This window comes from Virgibacillus ainsalahensis, assembly GCF_055380755.1.
Genome location: NZ_AP043943.1, coordinates 3,467,313 through 3,482,740 on the forward strand (window position 1 = coordinate 3,467,313; position 15,428 = coordinate 3,482,740).

Below are 15,428 nucleotides of genomic sequence, written 5' to 3' on the forward strand. Positions count from 1 at the left end.
ATTATATTATAACAGTATAGTATTTTTAATGTCAACAAAAAAATATCCTTTATTGGTTATTATTTGTAGTTATTTTTAATTTATGTATATTTCTTTACAATTTGTATACTTTTTTACTTATGCTGTTTTCTAAAAGACTTGGGACTGCGATTACTCGTCCCACCGAAAAGACTTGGGACTGCGATTACGCTTCCCACACTCAAGAAAGCTTTACCTTTTTTTAATGCCGATAGAAAAAAATTATCTTGTCCCCGCTTCTCAATGGAGACAAGATATATTCAGTCCGTCGATTCCTCTTCCAGATAAGGAAGCCCTGTACGAAGCAACCCTCTTGTTTCAACACCGCCCATTCCTCTGTCACCTGTCAGTGTATTGCGGATTGCATCCCAAACGCTCACCTTTTCCATAAATGATGTATACGCTATTTTAGCCGCAATATATACGGGATCGAGTGCATGAATATTAATCCGTGTCGGAGAGCTGGCAAAATTTGCACCCGCTCGTATCAGGGATTCAAAATGAGACTGACACGCCCCTGCAAAAATCACAAGCTGATCCAATTGCGGGTTCATTCTTCTCGCTTCTCGTACAGTCTCAGCAAAATATTTGGAATGCCTGTAAGCACGAAGGTCATTTTTTGTGCCCTTATTTTTGGAAAAGGCATCATGACCGGTTATTACGATAATATTGGGCTGTATTTTTTCCACTAATTCTCCAATTTGCAGTGGCATATCCTTTTCATGTAAATGGACACCATGAACCTGCAAACCCATCCGCTGGTACAATTCAATACATTTTCTTAAATAATTTTGGTCCCCATCTAAATGAAGCACTTTGGCAGGTAATTGAAAGTAATTAGATGTATAGTGATAACCATCTGTTGATTGATACTCTCTTTTCTCCCGCTGCAATTGATAATCCTGCCTGAACAGGCGATAGGAGAATTCTTCCTGTTCTCTGACCTTTTTCCGTCTTTTCTCTAACTCCCGTATTTGTACCTTCACCACATCGTCTGTCGGGGCGTCTGCCTCTAATCGAATATCTTCTCCATATAATTTCAGTGTATCTTTTCTTACTTCTGCTACCCGAAACAACAAATCATGATTATAGGATTTCCTTGTCACTAATTCGCCTGTCATAAAACTCATACCATCACCCTATCGTCTTGCATTCCTCCTATAGACTATGAAGGCGATAGTCTATCCGTGCAGATTAGAAACTTTGGCTTTTCGCCAAGCTGTAGTGCCAGCATCTTAGCACGAATTATACAGTAAGGATGTTTTATGAATCAAAAAAGAGCTATTACTGTATCATCAGCAATAGCTCCTTTCTCATTGTTTATCCGCATTGTAAAACGCATTCGCCAATATCGCGAATTCTTCCATATCCAGAGATTCCCCACGCCTTGTGCCATCTATATTGATCGTATCAAGCATTGTTGTAATTGCTTCTTTATCATGTTTCCCTTTAAAATGACTCGTTAAATTATTGCGCAATGTCTTCCTTCTTTGTGCAAAGCAGGCCTGTACAATCGTAAAGAAGTAATCCTCATCTTCTACATGTACTGGTGGTTCATTTCGGGGAACAAGCTTTAGTATACTCGAATCAACATTTGGCTGTGGCATGAAGACGCTCTTGGGGACATTCATTACAACCGCTGCATGTGTATAGTATTGCACGGCAATCGTCAGAGAACCATAGCTTTTGTTGTTGGGTTTTGCTGCCATCCTTTCAGCAACTTCCTTTTGAATCATTACCGTAATACTTGCTGCAGATAAGTTCTCCCGTAAAAGCTTCATCAGAATCGGAGTTGTAATATAATAAGGGAGATTTGCCACAATATGAACAGGCTGCCCCGGACTAAAACTTTCCTCCATTACTTTTCCTACATCAGCTTTTAATATATCCTGATGTAAAACCTCAACATTATGATAATCTTCCAGGGTATCCTGCAGTATCGGCAGAAGCCGCTGATCCACTTCAAAGGCAACAACCTTATCCGCATGTATGGCCAGCTGCTCGGTTAACGCACCGATTCCCGGTCCAATTTCAATCGCTCCTGTTGCCCAACCAATCCCTGCATGTTTTATGATATTTTCAAGAATATTAACATCCACTAAAAAATTTTGTCCAAGGCTTTTTTTGAAGGTGAATTTATACTTTTCCAAAACTTCCTTTGTTCGGGTCGGAGTTGCTATATGCTTTTTAGACATTTTCATTTTCCTCCTGTTGTAACTGACGGATTGCCTGTTCGAATTGCATTTTCGTAATTTGAAACATCGTTAACCGCTTTAATAACTGTTTCCCGTTCGTATGTCCGATTTGCAGCAGCTCACCAAGCTTCTCTCTGCGAACACTGGCACCCTGTCCGCCAATGAGCCCGTGACGAACCAGTTCTGCTTTGGTAATTTCACTTTTATTTAGTTCCGCTAATTCATAAACATCTTCAAGTGCCTGTTGAATCGATTCTTTCGATGCGTGTTCGATCCCAAGGCTTTTATTCTTAGGGTGCTTTGCTCTTGCTTTGTCTCTTGTTAAAAAAGCATGCTTGCAGCCTGGTACTGCCTGATCAATAATATGACGAATCCGGTCGCCTGGATAATCGGGATCTGTAAAAATAATTACTCCCCGCTTATCCTGTGCATGCTGGACTTGATTCAAGATCTCCTTATTAATAGCTGAACCATTTGTTTCGATTGTATCTGCATCTGCTGCCTGCTGGATTTTTGTTGTATCATCTCGTCCTTCAACGACGATTATCTCTTTTATCTTCAATAAATAATCCTCTTTCCATTAAATAATGCTCCTACCATCATATCATGGCAGGAGCATTTATCCTATATTCAGCAAAATTTAAATGTTAATCAAGAACTTTTACCTGAACTGTCTTTTTACCCCAGGCATATGCTTCTGATTTCGTTGGAACGTGAATATCAATACGGTTTCCAACAATATGCCCACCGGTATCACTTGCGATTGCTTCACCATATCCTTCTACCCAGACCCTTGATCCTAAAGGAATAACATTTGGATCAACTGCGATGACTTTCTTGTTCGGATTGGCATTCAGATCAATTCCTGTAGCAGTATAACCGGAACAACCATCACAAAATGCTGTATATGCACTAGCAGTCATTGTATATACTTTTTCTCCTGATGGTTTACTTTCTGTTTTATTACTATTTGACATTTTGGTTGTCTGCACGTTCTCGTTTTGATCGGATGATTTTGCCTTCTTGGTTGTTTCTTTTTTATCTGTTGATTTTGCAGCTGTTTTTTGCTTAACATCTGATTTAGGTTTCTCATTTGATAATGTAACAAGGTTTTGTTCTGGTACTTCTGCTGGTTCTGGTTCCATCGTACCAATAGCTACTACGCGATTCGCACCTTCTTCCAGCACTTCTTCACTGATTAGTTCGCGATCGACTTCCTCACCATTTTCATAGGTTACTTCATATTTTTTGGCAACCTTGCCTTCCTGACCTTGTGAAATCACATTTTCTTCCCCTTTTGGAAGAGAATTATCCTCTTTTGTTTCTGTTTCAAATGCGACTTTTTCAGTAACTTTATCCGTTTTTGTTTCCACACGTACAATGGAAATATCCGTATCTTTTGTTACGTCTTCACTGATAGCCGGTTTAATTTGATCCACTTCATTCAGTTTTATTTTATTTTCATTCAGTACATCTTCAACTGATCCGCCTGTCGACCAGACCGTCTTCTCTTTGCCACCATCATTGATTGTGACTTCGTACGCCTGATTCACTTCTATATGTAGTCCATCTTCAGTTGCTTCTGTGCCTTCATGGGAAATATCATCATGCGCAGCAAATGAAAGGCTGTTCTCTGCCAAAAATTCTTCAATTGTATCAGCTGTCGTGTAATATTCCTGTTCTTGCCCGTCTATTGTTACGCTAATGTTCTTTGCTGTCTTGTAATCAATTTCCATGCCACCTTCTACCATTGCATCCAAATCATGTGATAAGGTGTCATGCTCTCCAACCGCAATTCCTACTTCCGTAAGCAGTTCCTCTACTGTATTTGTGTGTGTGTCCACTGTCTGTTTTTCGCCGTTATCTGAGATTACTACCTCTGCTTTCGTCGCTTCAAATAGTACAAACCCTGCAAATAACACAAGTGCCAAAACACCAATACTGCTTGAAATAACCAGCTTCATTTTAGATGCCGGCATTAGCTTATGAATTAATTTCATGCTCCTGCCTCCCTCTCAACGTAACCGATTATAGTAAACTGGTATGGAGGAGACAAGGTTATTCCCATTACGTTTCTTTTACAATCCTATTACAACGGACAGTTTTCTAAAAGGGATTTTCTTGATTAACTGGCCCATCCCTTTGCTGCCACTGATTTCGACATTACCATTCCAAGACATAAAAATAGAGCCGGATTTTTCTCCGGACTCCATAATTAAACATTATTTTCCTGAATTATTACAGGCAATCGATGTTATTTTACAAAATCTAATCGTTTATTCCAAAAAATGCAAAGGCGTTTTCTGTCGTAATTTGACTGATTTCCTCAAAAGACATATTCCGAAGTTCTGCGATTTTTTCTGCAACCAATGTTACGTAGGCAGGTTCGTTCCGCTTTCCCCGATTCGGGTGTGGTGCAAGAAATGGTGCATCTGTTTCCACCAACAGGCGATCGAGTGGAACCTGGGCGGCAACCTCTTTAGGCAATGTCGCATTTTTGAATGTCACCGGCCCTCCGAGGGAAATATAAAAATTCATATCCAGGCAGGCCTGTACATATTCGACGGAATCATTATAACAGTGCATGATACCGCCGACTTCCTTCGCATTTTCTTCTTGCAAAATCTCAATGATATCCTCTGTCGCTTCTCTGTTATGGATAATAATTGGCATATTTAGTCTCTTCGCAAGACGAATCTGTCTGCGGAATACTTCTTTCTGTATATCTTTCGGGGATTTATCCCAGTGATAATCCAACCCCATTTCTCCGATGGCAACGACTTTCGGATGTGCAGATAGTTCCTCAATCCAATCTAGATCCTCATCCGTCATATCAATTGCATCAACCGGATGCCAGCCTACTGCAGCATAAATTGTTTCATTTTGTTCGGCAATTTCAATCGCAAGTGGAATTGTTTCCCGGTCAAAACCAACGACCGTCATATACGTTACACCAGCATCAAATGCCCGTTGTATTGTCTCATGGCGATCTTCAAAAAATTGTTCGGCATTTAAATGTACATGTGTATCAAAAAGCATCTTTTGCCTCCTAATGATAGAAGACCAGCAAATGAAAACAATGCTGGCCTTCTTAAAAATTTATTTTACGACAGAACCATTCGGCAGAGATTCCTCCACAGTAGCAAGTGATAATTTACCATTTTCATCCTCACCGGAAAGAATCATTCCTTCAGACATTTCCCCACGTAGTTTAACCGGTTTTAGATTGGTTACACAAATTACTTTTTTGCCAACTAAATCTTCCGGTTTGTAATGTTCGGCAATACCTGAGACGATCTGGCGTTTTTGAGTTCCCAGATCAACCTGTAATTTGATTAGCTTGTCTGCTTTTTTTACAGCCTCTGCCTGAACAACTTCAGCAACACGCATATCAAGCTTCATAAACGCATCAAATTCAATTTGATCTTTTTGCTCCGTTTTCTCTTTTTTCGCAGGTTTCTTTTCTTCCTGTACAGGCTTTTTCATCATTGCTTTAATTGTTTCGATTTCCTTTTCAACATCCAAACGTGGAAAAATCGGATCACCTTTTTGTACACGGGTTCCTATTTTAATCTTACCAGCAGTATAGATACTATCCCATTCTTTCAACGTTTCGTCGGTCACATTCAATTGACGGAAAATCTCTGTTGGTGCTTCTGTAAGAAATGGACGCAGCATAACAGCAGATTTTCTTAATGATTCTGCGAGATGTGCCATCACATTCCCAAGCCGCTCTTTATTTGCTTCATCCTTTGCCAGTACCCACGGCTCTGTTTCATCAATGTATTTGTTGGTACGGCTAATATATTGCCACAGGGATGACAATGCCACAGAGAACTGCATGTTTTCCATTGCTACTTCCACTTTATCGACCGTTTCTTTCGCAAATTGCTCAAGCGAAGCATCTACTTCTGTTTCTGAAGCTTTATATGCAGGAATTTCCCCATCAAAGTATTTTTGAATCATCGCTACAGTACGATTTAACAGGTTACCAAGGTCATTCGCCAAATCATAATTTGTACGTTCTACAAATCCCTCTGGAGTAAAAACACCATCTGATCCAAATGGAACTTCACGCAACAGATAATAGCGCAGCGCATCCAGCCCATAACGATCTGTCAGGCTGACAGGATCCACGACGTTCCCTTTTGATTTTGACATTTTTCCGTCTTTCATCAAAATCCATCCATGGGCAAATACCTTTTTCGGCAGGGGCAAATCAAGTGCCATCAGGATAATCGGCCAATAAATTGTATGGAAACGTACAATTTCCTTACTCATTAAATGTACATCTGCCGGCCAGTATTTATTGAAGTTCTCTTCATTATCCGAGCCATAGCCAAGTGCTGTAATATAATTTGTTAACGCGTCGACCCAAACGTAGATTACATGCTTCGGGTTGCCTGGCACTTTGATGCCCCAGTCAAATGTGGTACGCGATACGGCCAGATCCTCCAGACCCGGTTTGATAAAGTTGTTCAGCATTTCGTTTTTACGGCTTTCCGGCTGGATGAATCCCGGATTCTCATCATAAAATTGCACTAGACGATCAACATACTTACTCATTTTAAAGAAATAGGATTCTTCTTTCACTTGATCAACCGGACCGCCGCAATCCGGACAATGACCGTCTACCAGCTGGCGTTCGGTGAAAAAGGATTCACAGGAAGTACAGTACATACCTTCATATTGATCCAGGTAAATATCTCCCTGTTCTACCAACTTGTCAAATATTTTAGCTACCACCTTTTTGTGGCGCTCCTCTGTCGTACGGATAAAATCATCATTTGATATTTTTAATTTTTTCCACAGGTCCTGAATTCCGCTTACAATTTCATCTACGTATTCCTGTGGTTCCACACCATTTTCTTTTGCCTTTTTTTGGATTTTTTGACCGTGTTCATCGGTGCCGGTCAGATACATGACATCATAGCCGCGCATCCGTTTATATCGTGCAATCGCATCACCTGCAACTGTTGAATAGGCATGACCGATGTGTAAGTTTCCACTTGGATAATAAATCGGTGTTGTTATATAAAACGTTTTTCCATTTTCCGACATGGGTTTACCTCCTTTGTTCCAATTCATCATTAGATTTAAAAACCTGGCAAAGTGCCAAGTTTTAGTCATGTCTTTTAATAGCTATTACACACCAGGAAAGGGTTACGCTTTCCCAACTGATAAAAAAGATATTTCCATTGTATCTATTATAACGCAATTTGCCAAATCCAGTGCAACCATCGTATTTACTGTATCCATTCGGCATCCATTTAGAAAATTTTCTAACTTTTTACAAAAATTATATTGACACAACATTGGTTTGTTGGTAATCTATTTTTAAATAATGTCGAAAAATATCGGTTTTTTTATATGACTTGGCTTTCACAATTACGCAGTTGATATAAAATGCGACGTAACTTGAAATTATGGTTGGTGCGATTACACGCTACAGAAATACACTACAGTCCCATATCTTTTAGAGAACAGATTTCTAGTTAAATTTGCTGTTTTCATTATAGATGGTGGCACATGCTCTTAGCCGCCATGCTGATTTCTTTACTGCTAAACATAAAAAATCAAATTGGCAGCAGAGTGAGATCTGCAGCTTTCAAGCTTGGAAGAGGGGAGAAAAAGGAATGAAGTCTACTGGAATTGTACGAAAAGTCGATGAACTTGGCCGTGTTGTTATACCAATTGAACTACGCCGCAATCTTGATATTCATGTAAAAGATGCGATGGAAATCTACGTTGATAATAACAATATTGTGTTGAAAAAATACGAGCCAAATATGACATGCCACCTTACTGGTGAAACTTCTGATAATAATTTATCTTTAGCCAATGGAAAGCTTGTGCTCAGCCAGGATAGAGCACAGCAATTAGTCGAAGAAATACAATCAAGATTAGAGAAATAAACCCTAGAAAGAGCTGACATATGGTTATCCAATGTCAGCTCTTTGAACTGTTACTTAATCAATATGATAGGCTTGATAGACCTCGCGCTTGGGCAATTGTCGATCTACTGCTGTCTGCTTAATTGCATCCTTGCTCCTAAATCCGCTCACTTCTATATAATGGTTGACATGATCCAATATGGATAAGTGGCTCCACCATAAGGGCATATCAACTTCTTCTGTCGCATAATTCCCTTCCACAACAAGGCAGAATTCACCCTTGGGTTCATGTTCATCTGCCCATTTTGGGAGTTCTTCTGTTGTTCCACGAGCATATTCTTCAAATCGTTTCGTCAATTCTCTTGCAATGGTAATATTTCGATTTCCAAGCTGGCTCTGCACCGCTTTTAATGTATCTTTTAACCGATAGGGTGATTCATAAAACAGCAATGTCGCCGATAATCGCTTTAACCGAGTTAACTCCGCTTCTTTATCCTTTTTCTTCCGTGGCAAAAATCCGTAAAAGTAAAACTCGTTTGCCGGCAATCCAGAGCCTACTAATGCACAAAGTGCCGCATTTGCACCAGGCAGGACGACAACCGGTTGATTTCTTTCAATCGCAGCCTGTAGGAGTTCATAACCAGGGTCTGAGATTCCCGGCATGCCAGCATCACTGACAATCGCAATGGATTCACCATTTTCCACACGTGTAAGCAACTGTTCTTCACGTGACAGCTTATTATGCTCGTGATAACTGAGCAACGGTGTGGTGATTTCAAAATGATTGAGCAATTTTTTTGTGTTTCTCGTATCTTCTGCAGCAATCAACGTAACATGCTTCAATATTTTCAAGGCACGGTACGTAATGTCCTCCAGATTTCCAATTGGTGTCGGAACAACATAAACAACAGCCTTTGTTTCATCATTAAAACTCTTCTGTATGTTCATACGCCATCACTTCCTTCAGCCTTTCCCGGATCAGTCTAACCTTCTCTTTACGGGAAAGTTGTTTTATGCTGTATTCCTTCTGCATCGCTTCTTCCTTTGTTGGGAACTTCTCGATATAAACAACATGAAAAGGACCCCGTCCACGAGTATACTTTGCGCCTCTCCCATCGTTGTGCATTTTCAGCCGATGCTCCAAATCATTCGTATACCCTGTATACAATGTATTATCCCTGCATTTTAACATATATACAATGTGTTCTTTATCTGCCATAAATAATATCCTCTGCTTCTTCTGTATAAGTCCCGTTCTCATTATAAATATACAATGGTGGCAACGTTTTTAAATCTGCTTTCCCATCTCGGGTCCCTTCAATTAACAGCATATTTGCATCTTTTCCCTTTTTTGGATAAACAAACTGCAGCCGTTTCGGTTCCAGCTTGTATTTCCTAAACAAAGCTATAATATCAACGAGTCGCCCAGGCCTGTGGACCATTGCTACCTTACCACCAGGTCTGACATGCAGCTTACATGCCTTAATTACATCTTCCAATGTACAAAAAACCTCATGCCGGGCTATTGTTAAATATTCATTCTCATTATACTCCCTTTTTGAAGGTGTGCGAAAATATGGAGGATTGCATGTCACCACATCGAAACTACTCTGGCCCAGTACAGGCTGCATCTCCTTCAAATCCCCATGAATCATGGAAATCTGGCCGCTGAGATCATTTAACCGTACATTCCTTTCAGCCATACTAAATATACGCTTTTGAATTTCTACACCGGTAATCTGTGCTTTCGTTCGTTTCGATAATAACAGAGGGATCACACCGTTTCCTGTGCAAAAATCCAAAATCGACCCCCGTTTTATCGGTACATATGCGAAATGTGCAAGCAAGACGGCATCCAAAGAAAAAGAAAAGGCTGTCGGACTTTGAATAATCTTCATGCTTTCATCTGCAAGTAAATAATCAAATCGTTCATCATCTTGTAGCTTTACCATCATTATTCCTCACTATTTAGAAAACTTGGCTTTTCGCCAATCCTTTTATGGCCACTTAGCCTGAATTTTGCAGTAAGAACGTTTTATACTTAACTGCCTAAGAAAAGCTGTCCCGAATTTCGAGACAGCTGTCAATCTTTACTTTATTTTGTTTTGTTTAAAAAATCAAGGCAGAAGATACAATCTTCATTTTGTCTCGGACTCCCGAATTCCAGGTTACAGATATGGAAGCCTTCTTCATACAATCTGGCCAGGTTATCGTAACCCTCACCGGGAAAACTCACTTTTTTGGTAGCAGTTTTTTCACTGGTTGTCTTTCCGCTCTCTTCTTCCGGATGATCCAAGTGCTTTCTTAGATTATGGTTTTCCATAGCAAGGCGGTGATTTTCTTCCAGTAATTGACTTAATTGACCTTTCAAGTCACCAAGTTGTTCATATAACTTACCAATACGTATTTCCATATCGGAAACTTGATCAAATATTTGTCTGTTCTTCACGCCCACTCACCCCATTATTCTGTGGCTTGTGCTAAAATGCCTCCATCGATTAATTCATCTAATGTATATTCAATGATGCGTTGATCCTCCAGAAATTCAATTTGCACAAGACGTTCCAGAATGTTTAGTCCAGCAACTTTTCCTTTTCCATATGGTGTATCAATAGCCTGCCCGATATCCGGTAGTTCACGCTTCGCAGTTTCATAATTATCATTCTCGTATTTCAAACAGCACATCAGCCGGCCACACAACCCGGAAATCTTTGCCGGGTTCAGCGATAAATTCTGATCTTTTGCCATTTTGATAGATACTGGCTCAAAGTCCCCTAAAAAGGTGGAACAGCAAAGCATTCTGCCGCACGGTCCTATCCCGCCAAGCATTTTCGCTTCATCCCGGACACCAATTTGACGAAGCTCTATGCGTGTCTTGAACTGTGATGCCAGATCTTTGACCAAGTTACGGAAGTCCACCCGTCCATCCGCAGTAAAATAGAAAATGATTTTGTTGCGGTCAAATGTATATTCTACATCTACTAGATTCATATCCAGTTTATGTTCCTTAATTTTAGCTGTGCAGACGTTATGAGCCTTCTCCGCATGCTCCTGGTTTTCGGCGACAATTAATTTGTCTTTTTCATTCGCAATCCGGATGACCTGTTTTAATGGAAGGACAACATCCTCTTCGTCCACCTGTTTCTCTGTAATAACTACTTTTCCAAACTCGACACCACGAACGGTTTCCACAATAACATAATCATCAACGGAAATATCGTACGCTGCCGGATCGAAATAATATATTTTACCCGCTTTTTTAAAGCGGACACCAATAACTTCAACCAATTCATATCACCCCTGTATGTGAAGTGTAAGCTGTTCTATCACTAATGTAGGATGAACATTCCGCTTTAATTTACTTTTTGCTTTTAATACCGCATTGAGCACGGTTACCAATTTTTCCTGTGAAAAAGACATTGCAGCTTTTTCAAGTATTGAATCTTCCGGGGAGAAAAATACAATACCGTCTTCATTACTAATATGGTAATAAAGAATATCTTTAAAAGCCAGAAGCAATAGATCCAGACCCTGCTCCTGCTCGTTTCTTTCCTTAAAATGATTCACCCAATGGTTATGAACAAAAAGAAATGTGTCTTCCGGATGGGTTAAAAACATTTCTATCAATTGTACCACTAACTTTCTGGCCTGCGCAAACCACTCATCTTCACTCCAGGCGAACGCATCATCCAGATTATTCGTTAGTGCACTCATTAAAACCGCATTCCCTCTTGTCATCCCTTCTTCCATTAAACGGGTTTGAAATATCGCCGGATTCAGCGGCTGTAAATCAATCACCTGACATCTTGACCGGATTGTCGGGATAATGACTTGACTATTTTCTGTCAGCATAATTGCTGTTGTCTGTTTGCTAGGTTCCTCCAAAAATTTTAAGATCCGGTTGGCTGCATTCAATGTTAATGTGTCAGCACCTATTATGATATAGACTTTTTGATTGGATTCAAGCCCAGAATAAGTAAACTCTTTCTGTAGATTTTTAATCTGTTCTATTTTAATCGACTGCCCTTCCGGCTTAATCCAGTGAACATCCGGATGATTGCCGGAAGCAATACGCTTACATGCATGACATTCATGGCACGGCTCTACGCCGGATTTATTTTCGCAAAATAATCCCTTTGCGATCAGCAGAGCAATGGCCTCTTTACCTGTTCCGCGCGCCCCCTGAAGCAAATATGCATGAGAAATACGGCCTTTTTTAATGCTGTTCGTAATGATTTTACTCGCCAATGGCTGCACTTCAGCCAAATCAGACCATGTTTTCATGTCGGGATCCTTCCATTCCTAACGATATATGTTAATCAGTAAACCTTTGACCTCACCAATCAGGCTAAGGATGTTTACTGTCTTCTTTTCGTGGTTCATCACTTCTTCAGTTAATTCAATTAGTTTTTCATCAACTTTTTTTACAATTGTTAGATTACGGTTTCGCCCTTCCATAGAGAAGCTGTGGAATTTCTGTAAATCCAATCCATTCGATACAGTTTCTTGTAAAAATCCTTTTACTAAACGTTTGAATGTCGCAAGCTCACGAAATGTACGGTAACGGGCAAGCTTGTCTCCCTGTATGGTAATGTTCTTCATTAGCTGCTGCAATTCCTGTTGTTTCAATTGTTCGGTTTGGGACTGAACCATTTTTTGAAAGGTTTGTGCATCAGCCGCAACCGGGCGCGTGTAAGTTGTTTCTTGTTTTGTTTGCATTTCATGGCTGATCTTCATATGCTCAGTCCCTTATAACTTTTCTTTTTGATTCATTTTTCCTAAAACTGGAAGAATGATTCAATTGGCAGAATAAATACAGTAGCTCCACCGACTTCAACTTTCACAGGTTTTGGAATATAGGAATCCGCATTACCGCCCATTGGTGAAATTGGAGCAACCATCTGCTCTCGATGGGAGCAATTCGCTTTAATAATCTCCATTGCCTCATCGACATGGGCATCTTCACAACCAATCATAAGCGTCGTGTTGCCTTCTTTTAAAAATCCGCCGGTTGTTGCAAGCTTGGTGGTTTGAAAGTTTTCTTCACCGAGTGCATTAACGAGGCGGTTTGAATCTTTATCCTGAATAACAGCGATGATTAACTTCACATTGCATACCTCCCTTATTTAAGATATGTAATAATATGGTTAATTGCCTCTCTCTCAACCGCTTCTTTCGGTTGATCAGCATCGATTGTCTGAATGCGGTCAGGGAATTTCCGCTTGAGAATATGATAAGCCTCATATACCTTTTCGTGAAAATGTATTTCTTCCAGATCCAAACGATTCCTTTCTCTATCTTTATTCAATAAGATGCGCTCTAAACCCTTTTTTGGCTCAATATCAAAAAACAAGGTCAAATTCGGCATACAATCCTTAATGGCAAATTGATTGATGGCAAATACTTCATCAATGCCAAGTCCCCTTGCATACCCCTGATATGCCAGACTGCTGTCGACAAATCGGTCACAAAGGACAATTTTCCCCTCCTTTAGTGCAGGCAGGATTTTCTCAATCAGATGCTGCCTCCGTGCAGCCGCATACAATAATGCCTCGGTCCTCTCTTCCATTTCTGTGTTAGCAGGATTAAGAATGACCTTCCGTATTTGTTCTGCAATCTCGATACCTCCGGGCTCACGTGTGACGAGTACATCATACCCTTGTTCACTTAACTTCTTATTTAAAGAATGGAGAATCGATGTTTTGCCGGCACCCTCGCCACCTTCAACTGTTATAAAATGTCCGTTCACGTCATCTATCCCCTTTATTTCTATATATCCTGATGCCTGTATTACGCTGCTGAATCCTGACACCCTTTCGAAGCAATTGTTCGATTGTATCAATATGTGCTGCTGTGATTCTTTCTCCTTTTAGAATCAAAGGAATGCCCGGCGGGTAAGGGATCACTGCTTCTGCTGCAATCTCTTTGATTCCTTCATGAAAAGGAACGTGTATATATTCGAAGTGATTCATTTCCTGATAGGACAAAGCCAATTCCTGAATCGGTTCAAAAAAAAGCTTTGCTATTTCTATTGTAGCATGATTGACATTATTTTTTAATTGTTCGTTCACAGTTTTTACCGCTTTTTTCAATTGATTCATTTTTTGAAATGGAGAAAGCCCATGAATAAACAAAACCTGGGATTCTGTAGCAAGTTCCGGATAAATGTTCTCCTTTTCAAAAAGACTCGCAACATCTTTTGCAGAATAGCCACGCTTTACATGTAACGTTATTTTGAGTGGATCATCTGAAGGGAGTATCTTCCAATAATCAGATGTCTGTAGAACCTCCCTTACATTTGTAACACTTTGAATGATGTCTTCTATCTCTTTTTCCTTCAGGTTCGCTAAGAAGGAACGTGCAATATCCAGTGACGCCATCAATGGATAGGAGGGACTGCTCGACTGGATGATTTGCAGATAGTGAGCAACCTTTCCTTTCGATACAAAATCAGACTTTATATGTAAAAGAGAAGCCATTGTCATTGCAGGCGCGACTTTATGTGCGGACTGGACAACAACATCTGCTCCTAATTCTAATGCAGAAGGAGGAAAAGGATTGCCTAATGAAAAATGAACACCATGGGCTTCATCTACTAAAACAGGGATTTGATGTTCATGTGCCAAATCTATCATTTGCTTGATATCATAGGCTCGGCCAAAGTAATCCGGATATGTGAGGATGATTGCTTTTGCATCTGGATGCTGTTCTATTGATTCCCTCAATGTAGCTATATCCGGGCTTGTATAACGATTCACAGTGGGATCTATTTCCGGGGCAATAAATATTGGTCTTGCTCCACTTAACTCCAACCCGTTCATAATAGATTTATGGCTGTTACGTTGTACAATTATCTCTTCCCCGGCAGAACATGCCGCCAAGATCATTGCCAGGTTCCCTGCAGTACTTCCGCCAACAAGAAAAAATGTATGATCTGCTTGAAAAAAATCAGCTGCAAGCATTTCTGCTTCAGCAATAGCCTCAGTTGGTGCATGAAGGTCATCAAGCCCTGGGAGCTCCGTCATATCCAGTCGCAAAACAGCATCAAAATACTCCCTGATATCTTCAGGAAAAACCTCCCCGTTTTTATGTCCAGGAACATGAAAAGAAACCGTATTTTTCCTTGCAAAATTCTTCAGCTTTTCAACTAATGGCATCCTACTCTGATAATGGCTCATGTCAATCCTCCGTCCCTTATGTATTAACATAATAGTAGACCAAAAAGAAAAGCGCAAGCGCCTTGAACACCCCAGACAAGAGGAAGTTCGAGGAGACTCACGGGTCACCCTAAGGTGCGCGTGGTGTATTTCCACAGCGGGAA

At 40.3% G+C, this 15,428-nt stretch carries 17 protein-coding genes; 1 reads left to right on the forward strand and 16 read right to left on the reverse strand.

The window, feature by feature from the left end:
- Positions 1–278 precede the first annotated feature (278 nt).
- The 6 genes from yabG to metG form a co-directional block, all read right to left on the reverse strand.
- Complete coding sequence (gene yabG / locus ACZ427_RS17225) at positions 279–1,148, reverse strand: sporulation peptidase YabG (RefSeq protein ID WP_461178078.1); 870 nt, start codon at positions 1,146–1,148, stop codon at positions 279–281.
- Positions 1,149–1,331: 183 nt separating this feature from the next.
- Complete coding sequence (gene rsmA, locus ACZ427_RS17230; RefSeq protein ID WP_461178077.1) at positions 1,332–2,213, reverse strand: 16S rRNA (adenine(1518)-N(6)/adenine(1519)-N(6))-dimethyltransferase RsmA; 882 nt, start codon at positions 2,211–2,213, stop codon at positions 1,332–1,334.
- Positions 2,206–2,775, reverse strand: a complete 570-nt coding sequence (rnmV, locus tag ACZ427_RS17235) for a ribonuclease M5 (protein WP_461178076.1) — start codon at positions 2,773–2,775, stop codon at positions 2,206–2,208. Before rnmV ends, rsmA begins: the two co-directional genes overlap by 8 nt.
- 85 nt (positions 2,776–2,860) lie before the next feature.
- On the reverse strand, positions 2,861–4,213 hold the full coding sequence (locus tag ACZ427_RS17240) for a ubiquitin-like domain-containing protein (protein ID WP_461178075.1): 1,353 nt from the start codon (positions 4,211–4,213) through the stop codon (positions 2,861–2,863).
- A gap of 268 nt (positions 4,214–4,481) precedes the next feature.
- Positions 4,482–5,252, reverse strand: a complete 771-nt coding sequence (locus ACZ427_RS17245; protein ID WP_461178074.1) for a TatD family hydrolase — start codon at positions 5,250–5,252, stop codon at positions 4,482–4,484.
- Positions 5,253–5,312: 60 nt separating this feature from the next.
- Complete coding sequence (metG, locus tag ACZ427_RS17250; protein WP_461178073.1) at positions 5,313–7,274, reverse strand: methionine--tRNA ligase; 1,962 nt, start codon at positions 7,272–7,274, stop codon at positions 5,313–5,315.
- A gap of 575 nt (positions 7,275–7,849) precedes the next feature.
- Here metG and ACZ427_RS17255 point away from each other — a divergent pair.
- On the forward strand, positions 7,850–8,128 hold the full coding sequence (locus ACZ427_RS17255; protein ID WP_461178072.1) for an AbrB/MazE/SpoVT family DNA-binding domain-containing protein: 279 nt from the start codon (positions 7,850–7,852) through the stop codon (positions 8,126–8,128).
- 54 nt (positions 8,129–8,182) lie between these two features.
- Here the strand turns inward: ACZ427_RS17255 and rsmI are convergent, their stop codons facing one another.
- From rsmI to ACZ427_RS17305, 10 genes are all read right to left on the reverse strand, one after another.
- Positions 8,183–9,055 carry a 16S rRNA (cytidine(1402)-2'-O)-methyltransferase gene (gene rsmI, locus ACZ427_RS17260; RefSeq protein WP_461178071.1) on the reverse strand — a complete coding sequence of 291 codons (873 nt, stop codon included), beginning with the start codon at positions 9,053–9,055 and terminating at the stop codon, positions 8,183–8,185.
- Positions 9,033–9,326: a GIY-YIG nuclease family protein gene (locus ACZ427_RS17265; protein WP_461178070.1), complete on the reverse strand. Its 294-nt coding sequence runs from the start codon at positions 9,324–9,326 to the stop codon at positions 9,033–9,035. The genes rsmI and ACZ427_RS17265 overlap by 23 nt, the downstream gene beginning before the upstream one ends.
- The gene (locus ACZ427_RS17270; RefSeq protein WP_461178069.1) at positions 9,316–10,059 is read right to left on the reverse strand and encodes a tRNA1(Val) (adenine(37)-N6)-methyltransferase; all 744 of its coding nucleotides are present in this window, start codon (positions 10,057–10,059) and stop codon (positions 9,316–9,318) included. Before ACZ427_RS17270 ends, ACZ427_RS17265 begins: the two co-directional genes overlap by 11 nt.
- A 143-nt stretch (positions 10,060–10,202) precedes the next feature.
- Complete coding sequence (yabA, locus tag ACZ427_RS17275) at positions 10,203–10,556, reverse strand: DNA replication initiation control protein YabA (RefSeq protein WP_461178068.1); 354 nt, start codon at positions 10,554–10,556, stop codon at positions 10,203–10,205.
- A gap of 14 nt (positions 10,557–10,570) precedes the next feature.
- Entirely contained in the window at positions 10,571–11,395 is an 825-nt protein-coding gene (locus ACZ427_RS17280) for a PSP1 domain-containing protein (RefSeq protein WP_461178067.1), read from the reverse strand.
- Positions 11,396–11,401: 6 nt separating this feature from the next.
- On the reverse strand, positions 11,402–12,391 hold the full coding sequence (holB, locus tag ACZ427_RS17285; protein ID WP_461178066.1) for a DNA polymerase III subunit delta': 990 nt from the start codon (positions 12,389–12,391) through the stop codon (positions 11,402–11,404).
- Between the two features lie 18 nt (positions 12,392–12,409).
- Entirely contained in the window at positions 12,410–12,844 is a 435-nt protein-coding gene (locus tag ACZ427_RS17290) for a YaaR family protein (RefSeq protein WP_461178065.1), read from the reverse strand.
- Between the two features lie 41 nt (positions 12,845–12,885).
- The gene (locus tag ACZ427_RS17295) at positions 12,886–13,215 is read right to left on the reverse strand and encodes a cyclic-di-AMP receptor (protein WP_461178064.1); all 330 of its coding nucleotides are present in this window, start codon (positions 13,213–13,215) and stop codon (positions 12,886–12,888) included.
- Between the two features lie 14 nt (positions 13,216–13,229).
- Complete coding sequence (gene tmk / locus ACZ427_RS17300) at positions 13,230–13,856, reverse strand: dTMP kinase (RefSeq protein ID WP_461178063.1); 627 nt, start codon at positions 13,854–13,856, stop codon at positions 13,230–13,232.
- Position 13,857: 1 nt separating this feature from the next.
- Entirely contained in the window at positions 13,858–15,285 is a 1,428-nt protein-coding gene (locus ACZ427_RS17305) for an aminotransferase class I/II-fold pyridoxal phosphate-dependent enzyme (RefSeq protein WP_461178062.1), read from the reverse strand.
- Between the last annotated feature and the right edge of the window lie 143 nt (positions 15,286–15,428).